We start from the raw sequence: 19902 nt of genomic DNA, 5'->3' as shown, positions 1-19902 counted from the left end.
CACCGAGGAACACCACAGATGACGACGACGGACGCCGCCCGGGGCGAGCTGCGCAGCCTGCTGCTCAGCCGCATCCGGGACGTGCCCGACTACCCCAGGCCGGGCGTGATGTTCAAGGACATCACCCCGCTGCTCGCCGACCCCGCCGCCTTCGGCGCCCTGGTCGACGCCCTCGCCGAGGTCTGCACCCGGCACGGCGCCGACAAGGTCGTCGGACTGGAGGCGCGCGGGTTCATCCTCGCCGCCCCGGCCGCGGCCCGCGCCGGACTGGGCTTCGTCCCGGTCCGCAAGGCGGGCAAGCTGCCCGCGGCCACGCACGGGCGGACGTACGGGCTGGAGTACGGCACGGCCGAGATCGAGGTCCATCAGGACGCGTTCGGGGCCGGCGACCGGGTGCTCGTCATCGACGACGTGCTGGCCACCGGCGGGACGGCCGAGGCCTCCCTCGACCTCATCCGCCGCACCGGCGCCGAGGTCGCCGGGGTCGCCGTCCTGCTGGAGCTCGGCTTCCTGGGCGGGCGCGAGCGTCTCGCCCCGGCCCTGGCCGGGGCCCCGCTGGAGGCCCTGATCGTGGTGTGAGCGGATTCGAACGGATCTGAACGGATCTGAACGGATCCGAGTGGTGCGTCGCTCCGTCCCTGTGGTGCCCGGTCTTCCGACCGGGCACCACAGGCGTTCCCGGCCCGTTCCGGCGTGCCGCGGGGCGGGAGGGACGGGACGGGACGCGGTTCACCCGGTCACATCGCTACCATGGGGTACCGGACCCTCCCTCCTTGCCCGTTCTCGGACAGGAGGGGCCCAGAAGGAGTGCCCTTGCAAGACGAGGCCAGGTCGACCCAGCCGATGACCGCCGCGGAGGGACGCGAGGCGTCCTCCGTCTCCGCGGCTCCTTCCGCCACGCCTGCCGCCCCTGCGGAGAGCACACCTCCCAAGGCCTCGCCGGCGACCCCGGGAGCCCGGCCCGTGCGCACCCCCGGCAGCGTGGCGCCGAACCGGCCCGCGACCTCGTCGAACCGCGTCCGCGCCCGCCTCGCCCGGTTGGGCGTGCAGCGTTCCAGCCCGTACAACCCGGTGCTGGAGCCCCTGCTGCGCATAGTGCGCAGCAACGACCCCAAGGGCGACGCGTCGCAGCTGCGCCAGATCGAGCGCGCCTACCAGGTGGCCGAGCGCTGGCACCGCGGCCAGAAGCGCAAGAGCGGTGACCCGTACATCACGCACCCGCTCGCGGTGACGACGATCCTGGCCGAGCTCGGCATGGACCCGGCCACCTTGATGGCGGGACTGCTGCACGACACGGTGGAGGACACCGAGTACGGCCTGGACGCGCTGCGCCGCGACTTCGGCGACTCCGTCGCCCTGCTGGTGGACGGCGTCACCAAGCTGGACAAGGTCAAGTTCGGCGAGGCCGCGCAGGCCGAGACCGTGCGCAAGATGGTCGTGGCGATGGCCAAGGACCCGCGCGTCCTGGTGATCAAGCTCGCCGACCGCCTGCACAACATGCGCACCATGCGCTACCTCAAGCGGGAGAAGCAGGAGAAGAAGGCCCGCGAGACGCTGGAGATCTACGCACCGCTGGCGCACCGGCTGGGCATGAACACCATCAAGTGGGAACTGGAGGACCTCGCCTTCGCGATCCTCTACCCCAAGATGTACGACGAGATCGTCCGGCTCGTCGCGGAGCGCGCCCCCAAGCGGGACGAGTACCTGGCGGTCGTCACCGACCAGGTGCAGCAGGACCTGCGCGCCGCCCGCATCAAGGCGACCGTCACCGGCCGCCCGAAGCACTACTACAGCGTGTACCAGAAGATGATCGTGCGGGGCCGCGACTTCGCCGAGATCTACGACCTGGTGGGCATCCGGGTCCTGGTCGACACCGTCCGCGACTGCTACGCGGCGTTGGGCACCATCCACGCGCGGTGGAACCCGGTGCCGGGGCGGTTCAAGGACTACATCGCGATGCCCAAGTTCAATATGTACCAGTCGCTGCACACGACGGTCATCGGGCCCAGCGGCAAGCCGGTCGAGATCCAGATCCGCACCTTCGACATGCACCGCCGCGCCGAGTACGGCATCGCGGCGCACTGGAAGTACAAGCAGGAGGCCGTCGCCGGCGCCTCCAAGGTGCGCACCGACAGCCCGAAGTCCGCGAAGAAGGACGACGCGGTCAACGACATGGCGTGGCTGCGGCAGTTGCTGGACTGGCAGAAGGAGACGGAGGACCCGGGCGAGTTCCTGGAGTCGTTGCGCTTCGACCTGTCGCGCAACGAGGTCTTCGTCTTCACGCCCAAGGGCGACGTCATCGCGCTGCCCGCGGGCGCCACCCCCGTCGACTTCGCGTATGCGGTGCACACCGAGGTCGGCCACCGCACCATCGGCGCGCGCGTCAACGGCCGCCTGGTGCCGCTGGAATCGACCCTCGACAACGGCGACACCGTGGAGGTCTTCACCTCCAAGGCCGCCGGGGCGGGGCCGTCCCGCGACTGGCTGGGCTTCGTCAAGTCCCCGCGGGCGCGCAACAAGATCCGCGCCTGGTTCTCCAAGGAGCGCCGCGAGGAGGCCGTCGAGCAGGGCAAGGACGCCATCGCGCGCGCCATGCGCAAGCAGGGCCTGCCGATCCAGCGCGTGCTCACCGGCGACTCGCTGGTCACCCTGGCGCACGAGATGCGCTACCCCGACATCTCCGCGCTGTACGCGGCGATCGGCGAGGGGCACATCACCGCCCAGTCGGTGGTGCAGAAGCTCGTCGAGGCGCTGGGCGGCGAAGAGGGCGCGACCGAGGACATCGCCGAGATCACGATGCCCTCGCGCAGCCGGACCAAGCGGCGGTCGGCCGCCGACCCGGGCGTCATCGTCAAGGGCGAGCGGGACGTGTGGGTCAAGCTGTCGCGGTGCTGCACCCCGGTGCCGGGCGACCCGATCATCGGCTTCGTCACCCGCGGCAACGGGGTCTCCGTGCACCGTGCGGACTGCGTCAACGTCGAGGCGCTGTCGCAGCAGCCGGAGCGGATCATCGAGGTCGAGTGGGCGCCGACGCAGTCGTCGGTCTTCCTGGTCGCCATCCAGGTCGAGGCCCTGGACCGTTCGCGCCTGCTGTCGGACGTCACGCGTGTGCTGTCCGACCAGCACGTCAACATCCTGTCCGCGGCCGTCCAGACCTCCCGCGACCGGGTGGCCACCTCCCGCTTCACCTTCGAGATGGGCGATCCCAAGCACCTCGGCCACGTCCTGAAGGCCGTGCGCGGCGTGGAGGGCGTCTACGACGTCTACCGGGTCACCTCGGCACGCCAGCGCTGACGGCGCGCCCAGGGGGCGGCAGGAAGCCCACGACAACGCGCAGGGCCCGTACGCGATGCGTACGGGCCCTGCGCGTTCGACCGGCGGAGCCGGCGGCCGCTGTCAGCCGCTGAACTCGTCGAGGGACTTCAGCGCCTGGTCGAGCAGCGCCTGCCGCCCGTCCAGCTCGCGCTGGAGCTTGTCCGCCTTGGAGCTGTTCCCCGCGGCGTTGGCCTTCTCGATCTGGTCACGCAGCTTGTCGACGGCAGCCTGCAGCTGGCCGGTGAGGCCCGCCGCCCGCGCCCGCGCCTCGGGGTTGGTGCGCCGCCACTCGTTCTCCTCGGTGTCGTGGATGGCGCGCTCGACCGCGTGCATGCGGGCCTCGATCCGAGGCCGGGCGTCGCGCGGCACGTGACCGATCGCCTCCCAGCGCTCGTTGATGCCGCGGAAGGCCGCACGGGCCGCCTTGAGGTCGGTCACCGGGAGCAGCTTCTCGGCCTCGATGGCCAGCTCCTCCTTGAGCGTGAGGTTCTCGCGCTGCTCGGTGTCCCGCTCCGCGAAGACCTCGGAGCGGGCCGCGAAGAAGACGTCCTGGGCACCGCGGAAACGGTTCCACAGGTCGTCCTCGGCCTCGCGCTGCGCGCGGCCGGCGGCCTTCCACTCGGTCATCAGCTCGCGGTAGCGCGCCGCGGTCGGACCCCAGTCGGTGGAGCCGGAGAGCGCCTGCGCCTCCTCCACCAGCTTCTCCTTGTGCTGCCGGGCCTCCTCGCGCTGCGCGTCGAGCTGCGCGAAGTGGCCCTTGCGGCGCTTGGAGAAGACCGAACGGGCGTGGCTGAAGCGGTGCCACAGCTCGTCGTCGGTCTTGCGGTCCAGCCGGGGCAGGCCCTTCCAGGTGTCGACCAGGGCGCGCAGGCGCTCGCCGGCGGCCCGCCACTGCTCGCTCTCGGCCAACTGCTCGGCCTCGACGACCAGGTTCTCCTTGGCCGACTTGGCCTCCTCGGAGGCCTTGGCCTTGGCCACCTTGCGCTCTTCGCGGCGCGAGTCGACCAGCGCGGTCAGCCCGTCCAGCCGCTCGCCCAGCGCCGCCAGGTCGCCGACGGCGTGGGCCTCGGTCACCGCGGTCCGCAGGTGCTCGATGGCCGTCAGCGCGTCCTTGGCGGACAGGTCGGTGGTCTTCACCCGGCGTTCGAGGAGGCCGATCTCGACGACGAGACCCTCGTACTTCCGCTCGAAGTAGGCCAGCGCCTCCTCGGGGGAGCCCGCCTGCCACGAGCCGACTTCACGCTCGCCCTCGGCCGTACGTACGTACACGGTCCCCGTCTCGTCGACGCGGCCCCACGGGTCGCTGCTCACAGCGCCTCCTCCACGTGATGCCCGGCCGCTTCACGGCACACGGCATCGTCCACAGTTCCATCCGGCCGGGCCGTGCCCTGGCCGGTCCCGACGGGCTGCCACTTGCGCGGTGCAGCCGTCGGCGCAGGCACCCTACACAACGCCAACATAGGCGACCGGTGGCCCGGCTGTCCGCATCCCGCACCCGCGAATTCACCGCGCGGGTGCGGGGACACGGCTCAGGACGCGCTGACCGTCGCCTTGTTGATCACCACGGTCGCGTTCGGCGCACCGTCACCGGCGCCCGTCGAGTCCCCGGCGGCGGCGATCTTCTTGAGCACGTCCATGCCACCGGCCGTGATCGTTCCGAACGGCGTGTAGGACGGCGGCAGCGGGCTGTCCTGGTAGACGAGGAAGAACTGGCTGCCGCCGGTGTGCGGCTGGCCGGTGTTCGCCATGGCGACGGTGCCCGCCGGGTACGTGCCCTTGGCGACCGCCGTCGCCTTCAGGTTCTCGTCCGGGATCGTGTAGCCGGGACCGCCGGAGCCGGAGCCCGTCGGGTCGCCGCACTGCAGCACGTAGATGCCGGAGGTGGTGAGCCGGTGGCACTTGGTGTGGTCGAAGAAGCCCTTGCCGGCCAGGAAGGCGAAGGAGTTCACCGTGTGCGGCGCGTTCTTCGCGTCGAGGTCCAGTGCGATGTCGCCGCAGGTGGTCTGCAGGTCGAAGGTGTACTTCGCGGCCGCGTCGATGGTGACCGCGGGCTCCTTCTTCCACTGCTCGGTGCCGGGGGCGCCCGCGGCGGGCTTGGCGCACGGGTCGGGCACCTTGCTGGGCGCGGCGCTGGACGCCGCGCTCGGGGAGGCCTTGGCGGCCGCCTCGTCCTGCTTCGAGTCGCCGCTGAAGGCGCCGACCGCCCAGGCGGTGGCCCCGGCGGCCAGGACGACCGCCACGACGGCGGCGATCACCGCGTTGCGCTGCCGTGCGCGGCTGCGCGCACCCACCCGGCGCTCCTGCTGGCGCTCGAACTTCTCCCGGGCGAGCTGGCGCCGCCGCTGATCCTTGGTGACCACTGAGCCGTCTCCCGATGCCCTCTGCTCGAACTGTCGAATGTGCTTGTACGCACTTGTACGTCTGTCTGTACGTCGTGGCCGATCTTCGCGCCCGCCACGCCCACAGTCCAGCGACGTTACTGGTTCGCGATGGCCGCGTTCACGCCGGTAGGCTCAGGACGTCGCCCTCGGGCGGCACGACCTGCCGCGAACGACAGCCGACAGAAGGACGAACGTGCTCATTGCCGGGTTCCCCGCCGGGGCCTGGGGCACCAACTGCTACGTGGTGGCCCCCGCCGCCGGTGAGGAGTGCGTGATCATCGACCCGGGCCACGAAGCGGCCCAGGGTGTCGAGGACACGCTCGCCAAACACCGTCTCAAGCCCGTCGCCGTCATCCTCACCCACGGCCACATCGACCATGTGGCCTCGGTCGTTCCGGTCTGCGGGGCGCACGGCGTCCCGGCCTGGATCCACCCCCGCGACCGCTACATGCTGGACGACCCGGAGAAGGCCCTCGGCCGTTCCATCGGCGCCCAACTGCTCGGCGAAATCACCGTCGGCGAGCCGGACGACCTGAGGGAGCTCTCCGACGGCAGCAGCCTGGAGCTGGCCGGTCTGGAGCTGACCGTGGCGCACGCGCCCGGCCATACCAAGGGGTCGGTGGCCTTCAGGCTGCCCGAGACCGCCGAGATCCCCTCGGTGTTCTTCTCGGGCGACCTGCTGTTCGCCGGCTCCGTCGGACGCACCGACCTGCCCGGCGGTGACATGGACGAGATGTACGCGTCGCTGGCCCGTGTGTGCCTGCCGCTCGACGACTCGACCGTGGTGCTGTCCGGTCACGGTCCCCAGACGACCATCGGCCGTGAGCGCGCCTCCAATCCGTATCTTGCGGAGTTGGCCCGCGGCCTCGGAGAGGCCGGTCAGACGGCGCCTCCGCGACGAGGAATGTGACGAGAGACTTCCTGTGAGCACCTTCAAGGCCCCCAAGGGCACCTATGACCTCCTGCCGCCCGATTCCGCCGTGTTCCTGGCGGTGCGCGAGGCGATCTCCGCGCCGCTGCGGCGGGCCGGCTACGGCTACGTGGAGACCCCCGGTTTCGAGCAGGTGGAGCTGTTCTCGCGCGGCGTCGGCGAGTCCACCGACATCGTGACCAAGGAGATGTACACCCTCACCACCAAGGGCGGTACGGAGCTCGCCCTGCGCCCCGAGGGCACCGCCTCCGTGCTGCGCGCCGCGCTGGAGGCCAACCTGCACAAGACCGGCAATCTGCCGGTCAAGCTCTGGTACTCCGGCTCCTACTACCGCTACGAGCGTCCGCAGGCGGGGCGTTACCGCCACTTCTCCCAGGTCGGCGCCGAGGCGATCGGCGCCGAGGACCCGGTGCTGGACGCCGAGCTGATCATCCTGGCCGTGGACGCGTACCGCTCGCTCGGGCTGCGCGACTTCCGGCTGCTGCTCAACTCCCTGGGCGACAAGGAGTGCCGTCCGGTCTACCGGGCCGCGCTGCAGGACTTCCTGCGCGGTCTCGACCTCGACGAGGACACCCGCCGGCGGATCGAGATCAACCCGCTGCGCGTCCTGGACGACAAGCGCGACACCGTCCAGAAGCAGCTCGTCGGCGCCCCGATGATGCGTGACCACCTGTGCGAGGCCTGCAAGGCCTACCACGAGCAGGTGCGCGAACTGCTGACGGCGGCGGGCGTGGAGTACGAGGACGACCCCAAGCTCGTGCGCGGTCTGGACTACTACACCCGCACCACCTTCGAGTTCGTCCACGACGGCCTGGGCTCGCAGTCCGCGGTGGGCGGCGGCGGCCGCTACGACGGCCTGTCGGAGATGATCGGCGGCCCGGCGCTGCCGTCCGTGGGCTGGGCGCTCGGTGTGGACCGCACCGTGCTCGCGCTGAAGGCCGAGGGCGTGGAGCTCGAACTGCCCGCTCCCACGCAGGTGTTCGCGGTCCCGCTGGGCGAGGAGGCGCGCCGGGTGCTGTTCGGCGCGGTCACCGAGCTGCGCCGGGCCGGTGTCGCCACCGACTTCGCCTTCGGCGGCAAGGGCCTGAAGAACGCCATGAAGTCCGCGAACCGTTCGGGCGCCCGGTTCGCGATCGTCGCCGGTGAGCGCGATCTCGCCGAGGGCGTCGTGCAGGTGAAGGACCTGGAGAGCGGCGAGCAGACCGCCGTGCCCGCCGACGGGATCGTCGGCGCGCTGCGCGAGCGGCTCGGCTGAGCCCGGCGCCGATGCGGTCCGGCCGGGGGAAACCGGCCGGACCGCGTGCGTTCGGTCGCAGGGGAGGTCGCGAAGGGCGGCGTCGACCGGCGCACGGCCCACTCCGGCGGGAGCGCCGGGGCGTACCGTGGGGAGTGTCCATCCCGAGCGGGTGTCCATGCAGCCGCTCCCACGCCAACACGCGTCTGTCCGTGTCGGCGGCACCGAACGGATCCGTACCACCCGGCGAGTGGAGTTCGCCGGGGACGGTCAGAGCCGGTTCGACGACGCGCGCAGCGGTGTAGAGCGAGTCTCGGGCGGCGGGGCAGGGGCAGGCCGCGAGGGCGCGCCGGTCGGCGCCGCTCATCGCTTCCCCGCCGCGAGCAGCCACCAGGCGGTGCCTGGGGGTCCGCCCGGGCGGGGAAGTGCCTGGTTCGGCATCCCGGTGGGGGCCGGGAACCGTCGTTGCTTCTGCCCGGATCTGCCGGCGGAGAGTTCCGCGAGGCGGGCGGTCCGCGCGGGGGTGCCGGTGACGGGGTCTGCTGTCATGAGAGGGGTCCATGACGGGTGGGCGACGGTGTGCTCGATCCAGGACGCCGGAGCGTCGACCATCACGCGGGGCAATCACCGGGATCACTCATGCACGGTGAATCGGGGCGATCCGGATCAATTGCCTCCGGAACTTCATCTAACTCGCGGCCCTCACGCAGAGTCAAGATTTCGGCCCTTACTTTGCCTCGCTTTTGCCCGCGGGGTACGCAGAGTGACCTTTGGTGATTCTCCGGGCGATCTCCTCCGGCGCCACGGGCCGGCCGAAGTACCACCCCTGCCCCCAGTCGCAGCCCAGCGAGCGCAGCCACCGCGCGTGCTGCGGGGTCTCCACGCCCTCCGCGGTGACGGTGAGGCCCAGCGCGTGCGCCAGCGACACCAGCCCGCCGACGATCCGCCAGCCCAGCGGCTCCTCCGACCCGTCCTCGTGGGTGTCCGACACGAAGGCACCCGCGATCTTCAGTCCGGACACCGGGAGGTTCCGCAGATAGGCCAGGTTCGACCAGCCGGTGCCGAAGTCGTCCACCGCCAGCGACACGCCGGCATCGGCAAGTGCCTGCAGCGCCCGCAGCGACTCGTCCTCGGGTCCGATGACCGTGCTCTCGGTGATCTCCAGTTGCAGCCGGCGGGGATCCAGGCCGCTGCTGTCCAGGATGCGGGTGATGTCGTTCACCAGCCCCGGGTTGCGCGCCTGGCGCACCGCCAGGTTGACGTTGATCTGCGGTGCCGCGTCCCCGAACCGGCGCACCCACTCCGCGGCCTGACCGATCGCCCGCTCCAGGATCCACCGTCCCAGCGGCATGATCAGCCCGGTCTCCTCGGCCGTCGCGACGAACTCGTCCGGGCCCAGCACACCGAACTGCGGGTGACGCCAGCGCACCAGGGCCTCGACCGCGGCCAGGCTGCCGTCGGAGAGTGCGCACAACGGCTGGTAGTCCACGAAGAACTCGCCGCGGTCCAGCGCCACCGGCAGCCGTACGGAGATCGCGTACCGGCTCACCGCGCGCGCGTTCTGCGTCGGGTCGAACAGGGTCCAGCGGCCGCGCCCGGACTCCTTCGACCGGTACAGCGTCAGATCGGCCGCGCGCACCGCGGCGCCCGGCGTGGTCGCCGCCACCGTGCGCGCCAGGACGCCCACGCTGGCGCCGATGGCCAGTTTGTGACCGGCGATCAGGAACGGCCTGGCGAGGGTCGTCAGCACGAGCTTGGCGACGGCCACCGCCTCCTCCTCGCCCCGGCAGTTCTCCAGGAGCACCACGAACTCGTCGCCGCCGAGCCGGGCCACCAGGTGCCCCAGCGGGGTGAGCGCGCAGTCCAGGCGCTCGGCCACCGCCGTCAGCAGCCGGTCCCCGGTCTCGTGGCCCAGGCTGTCGTTGACGACCTTGAAGCCGTCCAGGTCGACGTAGCACAGGCCGAAGCGGGCGCCCGGCCGCGGGTCCTCGAACAGCGCCTCCAGCCGCTCGAAGAACGCCGCCCGGTTCGGCAGCCCGGTGAGCGGGTCGTGGGTCGCCTGGTGGCGCAGCCGCTCCTGCAGCCGGTAGCGGTCGGTGATGTCCTCCACCATCGCCACCTGGTAGCGGGGTTCGCCGTTCTCGCCGCGGATCAGCGAGACCGTCAGATGCGTCCAGACCACCTCGCCGTCGCGCCGGTAGTACGGCTTGTCGCACGCGAAGCGGTCCCGCCGGCCCTGCACCAGGTCCTCGTACGCCTCCCACACCCCCGGCGCGTCCTCCGGATGCACCAGGTCGGTCACCCGGCGGCCCCGCAGGTCCTCCGACCGGGCGCAGAACAGCTCCCGCAGCGCCCGGTTGACCTGCAGGATCGTGCCGTTCACATCGGCCATGCCGATGCCGATGGCGGCGTGCTCGAACAGGGCGCGGAACCGGGCCTCCGAGGCCCGCCAGGCCCGCTCGGCCTCCTCCCGGGCGTCGAAGGCGGCGCGCTGGATCGACTCCTGCTCGCGCAGCGTCCGCTCGCGCAGGGCCGACGCCCAGCCGGCGGCGAACGCGCCGGAGACGGCCGCCACGCGGCCCGGTGCGGCCCGCTGCGTGTGCAGCAGCGCGACGGCGTGCGCGAGGATCTCGGGATCGGTGAAGTGGGCGTCCACCAGCAGCGCCGCCGCCTCGTCGGCCAACGGGGTGTCCGCCGCGGTCCCGGCCAGCGAGCGGCGCAGCAGCTCCGCCGTGCGGCCGGCCACCTGCGCCAGCGTCGGCGGCGGCAGGGCCAGCCCCTGGCCGGAGCGGAGCAGCCGGTACCAGGCCTCGGTGAAGTCGCGGGTGCCCACGGGGGTCATCGGCTCCGTCACGGCCGTATCCCCACCCCGGTCAGACCCGACAGCATCTCGGGGTGCGGGCCGACCGACTCCGGGTCGTCGGGGTGCCACTCGGTCAGCCACACGATGCCGGGCTCGACCATCTCGAAGCCCTCGAAGAACGTCGCAACCTGCTGCCGGGTGCGCATGGTCAGCGGCGTCGGGGTCCGGGCGTAGAGCGCCTCCAGGGGGGCGGCCTGTTCGGGGCGGGACTCCTGGGAGGCGTGCGAGAGCACCAGGTAGCTGCCCGGGGGCATGGCCTCCCGGAGCGTGGCCACGATCTTGGCGGGGGCGGCGCTGTCCGGGACGAAGTGCAGGACGGCGACGAGCAGGACGGCGACCGGTTCCCCCGGCCGCAGCAGGTCCTCGATCTCGGGCCGGGACAGCAGGTCGACGGGGTCGGTCATGTCGGCGGCCACCATCGCGCAGCGCGGGTCGTCCTTCAGCATCAGCCGGCTGTGCGCCACGGCGATCGGATCGTCGTCGACGTACACCACCCGGGCGTCGGGGCGGACCGGGCGCGCCACCTCGTGGACGGCGCCGTAGGTCGGGATGCCCGATCCGATGTCGATGAAGCGGCTCACGCCCTGGGCCGCGACGTACTGCACCGAGCGGCGCAGGAACGCGCGGTTGGCCCGCATGATCTCCGCGAGGTCGGGCCACAGCGTCAGGGCCTCGCGGGCCATGTCGCGGTCGGCCGCGAAGTTGTGCGACCCGCCCAGGTAGTAGTCGTAGACCCGTGCGGCGTTGGGGGTCTCCACGTCGGTCCCGGCCGGCACCCATTCCGGACGTTGCATCGTGCACCTCTCCCGAGCCGGCGGGAGGCCCCGGCTCACCGGATCAGCCTAAAATCCTTAATGTCTAATATGTACGCATTCTCGCAGTGATCGGTTCACTATGAGCGGGCTCATCGAGGACTACGGCCTCATCGGGGACCTGCAGACGGCCGCGCTCGTCGGCCGGGACGGCTCCGTCGACTGGCTCTGCCTGCCCCGTTTCGACTCCCCGAGCTGCTTCGCCGCCCTCCTGGGCGACGACCGCCACGGCAGCTGGCGGCTGTCCCCCGCGGAGGGCGGGCCGTGCGAGAGCCGCGCCTACCGGCCGGGCACCCTGGTGCTGGAGACGTTCTGGCGCACCCCCGGCGGCACCGCCAAGGTGATCGATTTCATGCCCCAGCGCGGGCGGGCGCCCCACCTCATCCGCATCGTGGAGGGACTCAGCGGCACCGTGGACATGCGCAGCGAGCTGCGCCTGCGCTTCAACTACGGCCGAACCGCACCCTGGGTGCGGCGCACCGGGCACCACCGCGTCGCCGTCGCGGGCCCCGACTCCGCCTGGCTGCGGGCGACACCGGGCGTCCACACCTACGGCTCCGACGGCTGCACCCGCTCCGACGTCACCGTGGAGGCCGGGCAGCGCGTGCCCTTCGTGCTCACCTGGCAGCCCTCGCACCTGAGCGCCTCGCACCGCACCGACCCGGAGGCCGCGCTGCGCTGCACCGCCGAGCGCTGGCAGGCCTGGGCCGCCGGATTCCGCTACGAGGGCGACTACCCGGGCGCCGTACTGCGCTCGCTGATCACCCTCAAGGCCCTGGCCTACCAGCCCACCGGGGGCATCGTCGCCGCCCCGACCACCTCACTGCCCGAGCGCATCGGCGGTGTCCGCAACTGGGACTACCGCTTCTGCTGGCTGCGCGACTCCAGCATGACCCTGTCCGCCCTGCTGCGGGGCGGCTTCCGCGAGGAGGCCGCGGCCTGGCGCCAGTGGCTGCTGCGGGCGATCGCCGGCGACCCCGGCGACCTGCGCAGCCTGTACGGCGTGGCGGGGGAGCGCCACCTGCCCGAGACCCACGCCGACTGGTTCCCCGGCTACGAGGGCTCCGGCCCGGTCCGGCTCGGCAATGCCGCGGTCGGTCAGTTCCAGCTCGACGTGTACGGCGAGGTCGTCGACACCCTGCACCTGGCACTGCGGGCCGGCATTCCCATGGAGCGCCAGGTGTGGGCCTTCCTGCGCAGGATGCTGACGCACCTGGAGGGTCACTGGCGCGAGCCGGACGAGGGGCTGTGGGAGGTGCGCGGCGGGCGCCGGCACTTCGTCCACTCCAAGGTGATGTCCTGGGTCGCCGCCGACCGGGCCGTGCGCATGGCGGAGGCGACCGGGCTGCCCGCGCCCGTGGAGCGCTGGCGGGCACTGCGCGACGAGATCCACGCCGACGTCTGCGCCAACGGCTACGACGCCCGGCGCGGGGTCTTCGTCCAGCACTACGGAGGCCGGGCCCTCGACGCGGCGACGCTGTTCATCGTCAAGACCGGCTTCCTGCCGCCCGACGACCCGCGGGTGACCCGCACCGTAGAGGCCGTGCGCGACGAGCTGGACCTGCACGGCTTCGTCCGCCGCTACACCGAGCCCGACGGCGTGCCGGGAGCGGAGGGGGCCTTCCTGGCGTGCTCCTTCTGGCTCGCCGACGCCCTGGCCGCGCAGGGCCGGGAGGACGAGGCCCGGGCCCTGTTCGCCCGCGTCCTGGACAGTGCCAACGACCTCGGACTGCTCCCGGAGGAGTGGGACCCGCTCGCCGCCCGGCATCTCGGTAACACTCCGCAGGCGTTCACGCACGTAGCGCTCGTCAACACGGCGTTCATTTTGTCTCGTTGTCCCTCGTACGGGGGACACGGCACCATGGAACCCGGCACTTCCCGCGCATGAGGCGCGTTGGGCAGTGCGGCAGATTTCCCGACCTACGGAACGGCGACATGGTGACTTCGGCGGTTGACACGACCCTCACCGACGGCGGGCACCTGGAGGAGCCAGCCCAGGAGCGCATCGGCGCGGGCAGGGCCTTCACCTGGTTGCTCGTGGTCTGCGGTGCCCTCGGCCTGCTGGCCTCGTGGGTCATCACGATCGACAAGTTCAAGCTGCTGGAGGACCCGAACTTCGTCCCCGGCTGCAGCCTGAACCCGATCATCTCCTGCGGCAACATCATGAAGAGCGAGCAGGCGCACGCCTTCGGTTTCCCCAACCCGATGATCGGCATGGTCGCCTACCCGGTGGTCATCGGCATCGGCATGGGCATCCTCGCCGGGGCCCGCTACCGCCGCTGGTTCTGGCTGGGCCTGCAGGCCGGCACGGTCTTCGGTGTCGGCTTCGTCACGTGGCTGCAGTACCAGTCGCTCTACAACATCGGTTCGCTGTGCCTGTGGTGCTCGCTGGCCTGGGTCGTCACGATCGCGCTGTTCTGGTACACCCTCGTGCACAACCTGAAGAACAAGATCATCCCGGCGCCCGCGGCACTGCGCAACGCCGTGCTGGAGTTCCACTGGGTCATTCCCGTGCTCTGGTACGGCGTGATCGTCCTGCTGATCCTGACCCGCTGGTGGTCGTACTGGAGCACCCTGATCTGACCGGGGCTGTCAGTGCGGTGACATAGGCTTTCGTGCCGTGGAGCCCGACCTGTTCACCGCCGCCGCAGAGGAACGTCAGTCGAGGGAGCCGGGAGGCAGTCCCCTCGCGGTACGGATGCGTCCGCGCACCCTGGACGAGGTCGTGGGGCAGGGGCATCTGCTCCGCCCCGGCTCGCCGCTGCGCCGGCTGGTCGGCGAGGGCGGCGGCGGCCCGGCCGGGCCGTCCTCGGTGATCCTGTGGGGGCCGCCCGGCATCGGCAAGACGACGCTCGCGTACGTGGTCAGCCATGCCACCAACAAGCGCTTCGTCGAGCTCTCGGCGATCACCGCGGGCGTCAAGGAGGTCCGCGCTGTCATCGAGAGCGCCAAGCGCGAGTCCGGTGGCTACGGCCGGGACACCGTCCTGTTCCTCGACGAGATCCATCGCTTCAGCAAGGCGCAGCAGGACTCCCTGCTGCCCGCCGTCGAGAACCGCTGGGTCACCCTGATCGCGGCGACCACCGAGAACCCGTACTTCTCGATCATCTCGCCGCTGCTGTCGCGGTCGCTGCTGCTCACCCTGGAGTCGCTCACCGACGACGACCTGCGCGGCCTGGTGCGGCGGGCCCTGGAGGACGAGCGCGGCCTGAAGGGCGCGGTCGCCCTGTCCGGGGAGGCCGAGGACCACCTGCTGCGCATCGCAGGGGGCGATGCCCGCCGGGCGCTGACCGCGCTGGAGGCCGGCGCGGGAGCGGCCCTCGCCAAGGGCGAGCAGGAGATCTCCCTGGCCACGCTGGAGGAGTCCGTCGACCGCGCCGCGGTGAGGTACGACCGTGACGGCGACCAGCACTACGACGTGGCCAGTGCCCTGATCAAGTCCATCCGCGGCTCCGACGTGGACGCGGCGCTGCACTACCTGGCGCGCATGATCGAGGCGGGGGAGGACCCGCGGTTCATCGCGCGACGGCTGATGATCTCGGCGAGCGAGGACATCGGCCTCGCGGATCCGACCGCGCTGCCGACGGCGGTCGCCGCCGCCCAGGCGGTGGCGATGATCGGCTTCCCCGAGGCGGCGCTGACCCTGAGCCACGCCACCATCGCGCTGGCCCTCGCGCCCAAGTCGAACTCCGCGACCACGGCCATAGGCGCGGCGCTGGCGGACGTCCGGGCGGGCAAGACCGGGCCGATCCCGGCGCATCTGCGCGACAGCCACTACAAGGGCGCCGCCAAGCTGGGCCACGGCAAGGGCTACCTGTACCCGCACGACCTGCCCGGCGGCATCGCCGCCCAGCAGTACGCCCCGGACGAGATCCACGGCACGCACTACTACGAGCCCACGCGCCACGGCGCGGAGGCGCGCTACGCCGACGTCCTGGACCGGGTCCGGGAGCGGCTCGCGGGGGAGTAGCGGGCCGGTGGCCGGTCAGCGGTCCCGCCGCCCGAGGGCGGCCTCCTCGGCGGCGTCGAAGAGCGCGTGCATCGCCCGGTGCAGGTCCTGGTGGCCGCGCACCGGCTCGGGGAACTCGAAGCGGGCGTCGAAGACGTCCTCCGCCCCGGTGAAGCGCACCCGCAGCCCGAACCGGTCGAGCGCCAGCGGCACCGCGCCGGTGGGCGCCCGGTGGGTCCCGCCCGCGTCGCCGACGAGGGCGCACAGCCAGGCCACCTGGTCGGCGTGGCCCGCGGCGAGGTGCTGCAGCAGTTCCGCCTCGTGGGCGATCAGCGGGTCGGCCTCGGCCGTGGCGAAGTCGTCGGGCTCGACCTGCCCCGTGCCCCACAGGTCGTCCAGCGAGGCCTCGCCGACCTCCAGGCGCAGCCGGACCCGCCCCGCGGGGGTCGGCAGATCCCGGGCCACCGTGAGCCATCCGCTGATCCAGGCGCGCCCGCGGATGCGTGCGCGCACCGCCACGGGAGCCACATCGGTGATCTCCAGCACAGCGGACAGCTCGTCGGCCTCGGCGTGCGCGGCGGCCCGTGCCGCCGGTGAATCGGCGGAGAACAGCAGGAAGAGGTCGCCGTCGGTGCCCACGATGCGTTCCAGCGGAATCATCGACTCCGGGCGCTCCACGTGAACACCTGGAACGACCAGTACCGCGGAGGCGGTACTCTGTACGAGAGTTCGTGTGCGTTCGGCTGCTGACGGCAGTCGAACGGTTTCATGCCCGCTGGGACGCGGCTGACCATGAGCTGATCGGACCTCCGTCAAGTCGGTGCCTGATGAGGCGTCGACGGCGCCCTGTGTGGCGTTGGCACTGTCTGTGATGTCCGTGATGCGCGTGGTGTTCCCAGGGCGAGACATACGATCTCCTTCGCTAAGGTAAGGCTAACCTAACTTACATGGAGGTCCGGGAAACGTGAATCAGTCGCGTCCCAAGGTCAAGAAGTCGCGTGCGCTCGGCATCGCCCTGACGCCGAAGGCTGTCAAGTACTTCGAGGCCCGTCCCTACCCGCCGGGCGAGCACGGCCGCGGCCGCAAGCAGAACAGTGACTACAAGGTCCGACTGCTGGAGAAGCAGCGCCTGCGTGCGCAGTACGACATCTCCGAGCGCCAGATGGCCCGTGCCTACGACCGCGCCCGCAAGGTCAGCGGCAAGACCGGTGAGGCCCTGATCGTCGAGCTCGAGCGCCGCCTGGACGCCCTCGTCCTGCGCGCCGGCCTGGCCCGCACCATCTACCAGGCCCGCCAGATGGTCGTCCACGGCCACATCGAGGTCAACGGCCACAAGGTCGACAAGCCGTCCTTCCGTGTGACCCCGGACGACGTCGTCATGGTCCGCGAGCGCTCGCGCGCCAAGACCCCGTTCCAGGTCGCCCGCGAGGGTGGCTGGGCCGGCGAGGGCGAGACCCCGAAGTACCTGCAGGTCAACCTGCAGGCGCTGGCGTTCCGCCTCGACCGTCTGCCGAACCGTCGCGAGGTCCCCGTGATCTGCGACGAGCAGCTCGTCGTCGAGTACTACGCGCGCTGACGCACGCTCTCGACAAGACGTACGAAGGCCCGCCGCGCACTGCCCCCCGGGGCGTGCGCGGCGGGCCTTCGCCGTTTCCGCGGGGGTGTCAGTCCGGCGCTGTGCGCGGGCGGGCCGAGCCGCGGTGACCGCCGCTCACCCGGTCGGGGTCCGGCGTGGCGGAATCGCCCACCGGAGCCGGGCCCCGGGGGCGGCGGTGGGTGCCCGCGAGCGCCGGCGGGCACCCGTCGAGGGCACGGGCCACGGCCGAGTCCAGATCCAGGGCGCCGCCCTCCGCGAAGGCCCGTTCGTATCCCGCGCGGCCCAGCTCCGCGCGGCTGAGCTCCTCGCAGCGGCTGTGCGGGATGCCGAAGTAGCGCGAACCGAAGACCGGCAGGCCCACCGCGTCCCAGATGCTGCCCGCGGCACCCTGCAGGACCGCCGCCTCCTGGGCGTCGTGCGAGGCCGTCAGCGCCGCCAGTAACTCGATGCCCAGCACGATGCCGACCAGGTCGCGGAAGGCGTGGTTGATGCGGACGCACTCCGCCGCCAGCTCCGCCGCCAGGCGCGGGTCCTCCTGCCACCAGGCGATGACGGCCCGCGTGTACAGCGCGTACGCCAGCGCCCAGCGCTCCCCGTGGTCCTCGCAGGTCTCCCGGATGCGCTCGCACAGCTCGATCCCGCCCTCCAGGTCGCCCAGGAAGGCCACCGCCATGGCGAGTTCGACCTCGGCCATGATGACGTTGCTGTTGAGCTCGCCCAGCGTCCGGTAGTGGCCCAGCGCCTCCTCGAACAGCGCCTTGGCGCGCGGGAGGTCGTCGCTGAGCAGCGCCCCGCAGCCCATCCGGTGCACCGCGTAGGCGACGGCCGCCGCGTTGCCGGTCTCCAGGGCCTGCGCGCGGCACTCGTAGAGCATCCCGAGCGCGGCCGTGCCGTCCCCCTGCAGGATCGAGACGTAACCGCACACCCACAGCGCCTTCGCGCGCTGCCCGGTCGGTGAGGAGTCGGCCGTCAGCGCCCGCTCCAGCCAGTAGCGGCCCTCGGCGAGCCGCCCGCAGCCGACCCAGAAGAACCACAGGCTCGCCGCGAGGTACTGACCCGTGCGGAACTCCTCGGGGAGCTCCAGCGAGAACTCCAGCGCGGCCCGCAGGTTGGCCAGTTCGCGCTCGGTGCTCGACGAGACCTCCGCCTGCCGGGCGCTGAACCACTCCATCTCGCCCCAGGTGGCGAAGCCCAGGTACCAGTCACGGTGCCGGCCCCGCAGCCGCCGCTCCTCGCCCAGCTCGCGCAGCCATCCGAGCCCGTAGTCGCGCACGGTGTCCAGCAGCAGGTAGCGGACCACGCCCGCAGCCTCGCGGCGCAGCACCACCGACTTGTCGACCAGGTCCGCCAGTACGTCGACCATGGCCTCGGCGGGCACTTCGGCACCGGCGCACACGTATTCCGCCGCCTCCAGGTCGAAGTCGCCCGCGAAGACCGACAGCCGTGCCCAGAGCAGGCGTTCCTGGGGGGTGCACAACTCGTGGCTCCAGCCGATCGCCGTGCGCAGCGCGCGGTGCCGCTCGGGCCCGCCGGAGCCGCGCCGGGTCAGCAACCGGAACCGGTCGTCCAGCCGTCCGGTGATCTGCGGCACCGACAGCGCGCGCACCCGGCCCGCCGCCAGTTCCAGCGCGAGCGGGATGCCGTCCAGCCGCCGGCACAGCTCCTCGACCTCGGCGCGGTTGCGGTCGTCCACCCGGAACCCCGGCTGCGCGGCGGCCGCCCGCTCCGCGAACAGTTCCACCGCCTCGTGCGGATCGGCCAGCGGCTCCAGGGACAGCACGTGCTCGCCCGGTACGCCGAGCGGCTGCCGGCTCGTGGCCAGCACCCGCAGGCCCGGCGCCTGCCGCAGCAGTGCCTCGGCGAGGTCGGCCGCGGCGTCCACCTGCCCCTCGCAGCAGTCCAGGACGAGCAGCAGTTCGCGGTCGGCCAGAAAACCGACGAGCGCGGCCCGCGGGCCGCGCATCGTGTGGTCGGTCAGGTCGAGGGCGGCGGCGACCGCGTGGTCCACCAGTCCCGGATCACGGACGGCGCCGAGCTCCGCCAGCCACGCGCCGCCGCCGAACCCCGCCGTTGACCCTGCGGAAGCTGCCGACGCCGCCGCGCGCAGCGCGAGACGGGTCTTGCCGACCCCGCCGACCCCCGTCAGCGTCACCATCCGGGCCTTGCCCAGCAGGTGGTTCACCTCGCCGAGTTCACGCCGCCGGCCGACGAAGTGGTTCAGCTCGCCCGGCAGGTTGCCGGGCGTCCTCTCTTGGTGCATGGGTCACGGAGGGTATCGTCAAATAAGCGGAACGTACAGCCGGGCGGCGCCACCGGGCGGTATTGCGGTACGGAGTGCGGGGCCCGTCACGATAAGGTCGTTACCTGGTTGACGCGGCGATCCGAGGGAGCAGCAACGTGTCCGGTGGAGAGGTGGCCGGCCTCATCGTGGCCGTCTTCTGGGCGATCCTGGTGTCGTTCCTCGCCGTGGCGCTCGTGCGGCTCGCCCAGGCGCTCCGGCAGGCCACCCAACTGGTCGCCGAGGTGACCGACCGGGCCGTGCCGCTGCTCGGCGAGGCATCCGAGGCGGTGCGCTCCGCGCACGCGCAGCTCGCCCGCGTCGACTCCATCACCTCCGACGTCGCCGAGGTGACCGCCAACGCCTCCGCGCTCTCCACGACCGTCGCCTCCACGTTCGGTGGCCCCCTGGTGAAGGTCGCGGCCTTCGGCTACGGCGTGCGACGCGCGGTCAACCTGCAGACCAAGGGTGCCGGCAAGAAGCGCACCGTGGTCCTCGGCCGGACGCTCCCGTCCGCCCGCAGCCGTAAGTCGAGGGGCTGA

General features: G+C 71.9%; 15 protein-coding genes. 9 read left to right on the top strand and 6 right to left on the bottom strand.

What is annotated here, in order from left to right:
- Positions 1-18 precede the first annotated feature (18 nt).
- Positions 19-579, top strand: coding sequence for an adenine phosphoribosyltransferase (locus ACFYXS_RS36540; protein ID WP_389256097.1), 561 nt, complete (start codon positions 19-21; stop codon positions 577-579).
- A gap of 234 nt (positions 580-813) precedes the next feature.
- Complete coding sequence (locus ACFYXS_RS36535; protein WP_389256096.1) at positions 814-3294, top strand: RelA/SpoT family protein; 2481 nt, start codon at positions 814-816, stop codon at positions 3292-3294.
- 102 nt (positions 3295-3396) lie between these two features.
- Here ACFYXS_RS36535 and ACFYXS_RS36530 read toward each other — a convergent pair whose 3' ends face one another.
- Both ACFYXS_RS36530 and ACFYXS_RS36525 read right to left on the bottom strand, forming a co-directional pair.
- Positions 3397-4626 carry a DUF349 domain-containing protein gene (locus tag ACFYXS_RS36530; RefSeq protein ID WP_389256095.1) on the bottom strand — a complete coding sequence of 410 codons (1230 nt, stop codon included), beginning with the start codon at positions 4624-4626 and terminating at the stop codon, positions 3397-3399.
- Between the two features lie 218 nt (positions 4627-4844).
- The gene (locus tag ACFYXS_RS36525) at positions 4845-5675 is read right to left on the bottom strand and encodes a peptidylprolyl isomerase (protein WP_389256094.1); all 831 of its coding nucleotides are present in this window, start codon (positions 5673-5675) and stop codon (positions 4845-4847) included.
- A gap of 214 nt (positions 5676-5889) precedes the next feature.
- Between ACFYXS_RS36525 and ACFYXS_RS36520 the strand changes: the two genes are divergently transcribed.
- Both ACFYXS_RS36520 and hisS read left to right on the top strand, forming a co-directional pair.
- Positions 5890-6606: an MBL fold metallo-hydrolase gene (locus tag ACFYXS_RS36520; protein ID WP_389256093.1), complete on the top strand. Its 717-nt coding sequence runs from the start codon at positions 5890-5892 to the stop codon at positions 6604-6606.
- Positions 6607-6619: 13 nt separating this feature from the next.
- Complete coding sequence (gene hisS, locus ACFYXS_RS36515; RefSeq protein WP_389256092.1) at positions 6620-7882, top strand: histidine--tRNA ligase; 1263 nt, start codon at positions 6620-6622, stop codon at positions 7880-7882.
- Positions 7883-8588: 706 nt separating this feature from the next.
- Here hisS and ACFYXS_RS36510 read toward each other — a convergent pair.
- On the bottom strand, positions 8589-10715 hold the full coding sequence (locus ACFYXS_RS36510) for a putative bifunctional diguanylate cyclase/phosphodiesterase (RefSeq protein ID WP_389256091.1): 2127 nt from the start codon (positions 10713-10715) through the stop codon (positions 8589-8591).
- Positions 10712-11518, bottom strand: a complete 807-nt coding sequence (locus ACFYXS_RS36505; RefSeq protein ID WP_389256090.1) for an SAM-dependent methyltransferase — start codon at positions 11516-11518, stop codon at positions 10712-10714. The genes ACFYXS_RS36510 and ACFYXS_RS36505 overlap by 4 nt, the downstream gene beginning before the upstream one ends.
- A 100-nt stretch (positions 11519-11618) precedes the next feature.
- Between ACFYXS_RS36505 and ACFYXS_RS36500 the strand changes: the two genes are divergently transcribed.
- Genes ACFYXS_RS36500 through ACFYXS_RS36490 form a run of 3 tightly spaced genes read left to right on the top strand, consistent with a single transcriptional unit; the run spans position 11619 to position 15506 of the window.
- Positions 11619-13424, top strand: coding sequence for a glycoside hydrolase family 15 protein (locus ACFYXS_RS36500; protein WP_389256089.1), 1806 nt, complete (start codon positions 11619-11621; stop codon positions 13422-13424).
- Positions 13425-13471: 47 nt separating this feature from the next.
- Positions 13472-14119, top strand: a complete 648-nt coding sequence (locus ACFYXS_RS36495) for a vitamin K epoxide reductase family protein (protein WP_389256088.1) — start codon at positions 13472-13474, stop codon at positions 14117-14119.
- Positions 14120-14156: 37 nt separating this feature from the next.
- Positions 14157-15506, top strand: coding sequence for a replication-associated recombination protein A (locus tag ACFYXS_RS36490; protein ID WP_389256087.1), 1350 nt, complete (start codon positions 14157-14159; stop codon positions 15504-15506).
- Positions 15507-15521: 15 nt separating this feature from the next.
- Here ACFYXS_RS36490 and ACFYXS_RS36485 read toward each other — a convergent pair whose 3' ends face one another.
- A complete protein-coding gene (locus tag ACFYXS_RS36485; RefSeq protein ID WP_389256140.1) occupies positions 15522-16241 on the bottom strand; it encodes a DUF2470 domain-containing protein in 720 nt (239 codons plus the stop codon).
- A gap of 208 nt (positions 16242-16449) precedes the next feature.
- Between ACFYXS_RS36485 and rpsD the strand changes: the two genes are divergently transcribed.
- Positions 16450-17061, top strand: coding sequence for a 30S ribosomal protein S4 (gene rpsD / locus ACFYXS_RS36480; RefSeq protein ID WP_018564200.1), 612 nt, complete (start codon positions 16450-16452; stop codon positions 17059-17061).
- An 88-nt stretch (positions 17062-17149) separates the two neighbouring features.
- Here rpsD and ACFYXS_RS36475 read toward each other — a convergent pair whose 3' ends face one another.
- Positions 17150-19342, bottom strand: a complete 2193-nt coding sequence (locus tag ACFYXS_RS36475; protein ID WP_389256086.1) for an ATP-binding protein — start codon at positions 19340-19342, stop codon at positions 17150-17152.
- A 137-nt stretch (positions 19343-19479) separates the two neighbouring features.
- Here ACFYXS_RS36475 and ACFYXS_RS36470 point away from each other — a divergent pair, with 137 nt between their 5' ends.
- Positions 19480-19902, top strand: a complete 423-nt coding sequence (locus tag ACFYXS_RS36470) for a DUF948 domain-containing protein (protein ID WP_389256085.1) — start codon at positions 19480-19482, stop codon at positions 19900-19902.

The sequence above is a fragment of the Streptomyces sp. NPDC002574 genome (assembly GCF_042889545.1).
Classification (GTDB): domain Bacteria; phylum Actinomycetota; class Actinomycetes; order Streptomycetales; family Streptomycetaceae; genus Actinacidiphila.
This window is presented reverse-complemented; position numbering and strand designations above follow the sequence as displayed.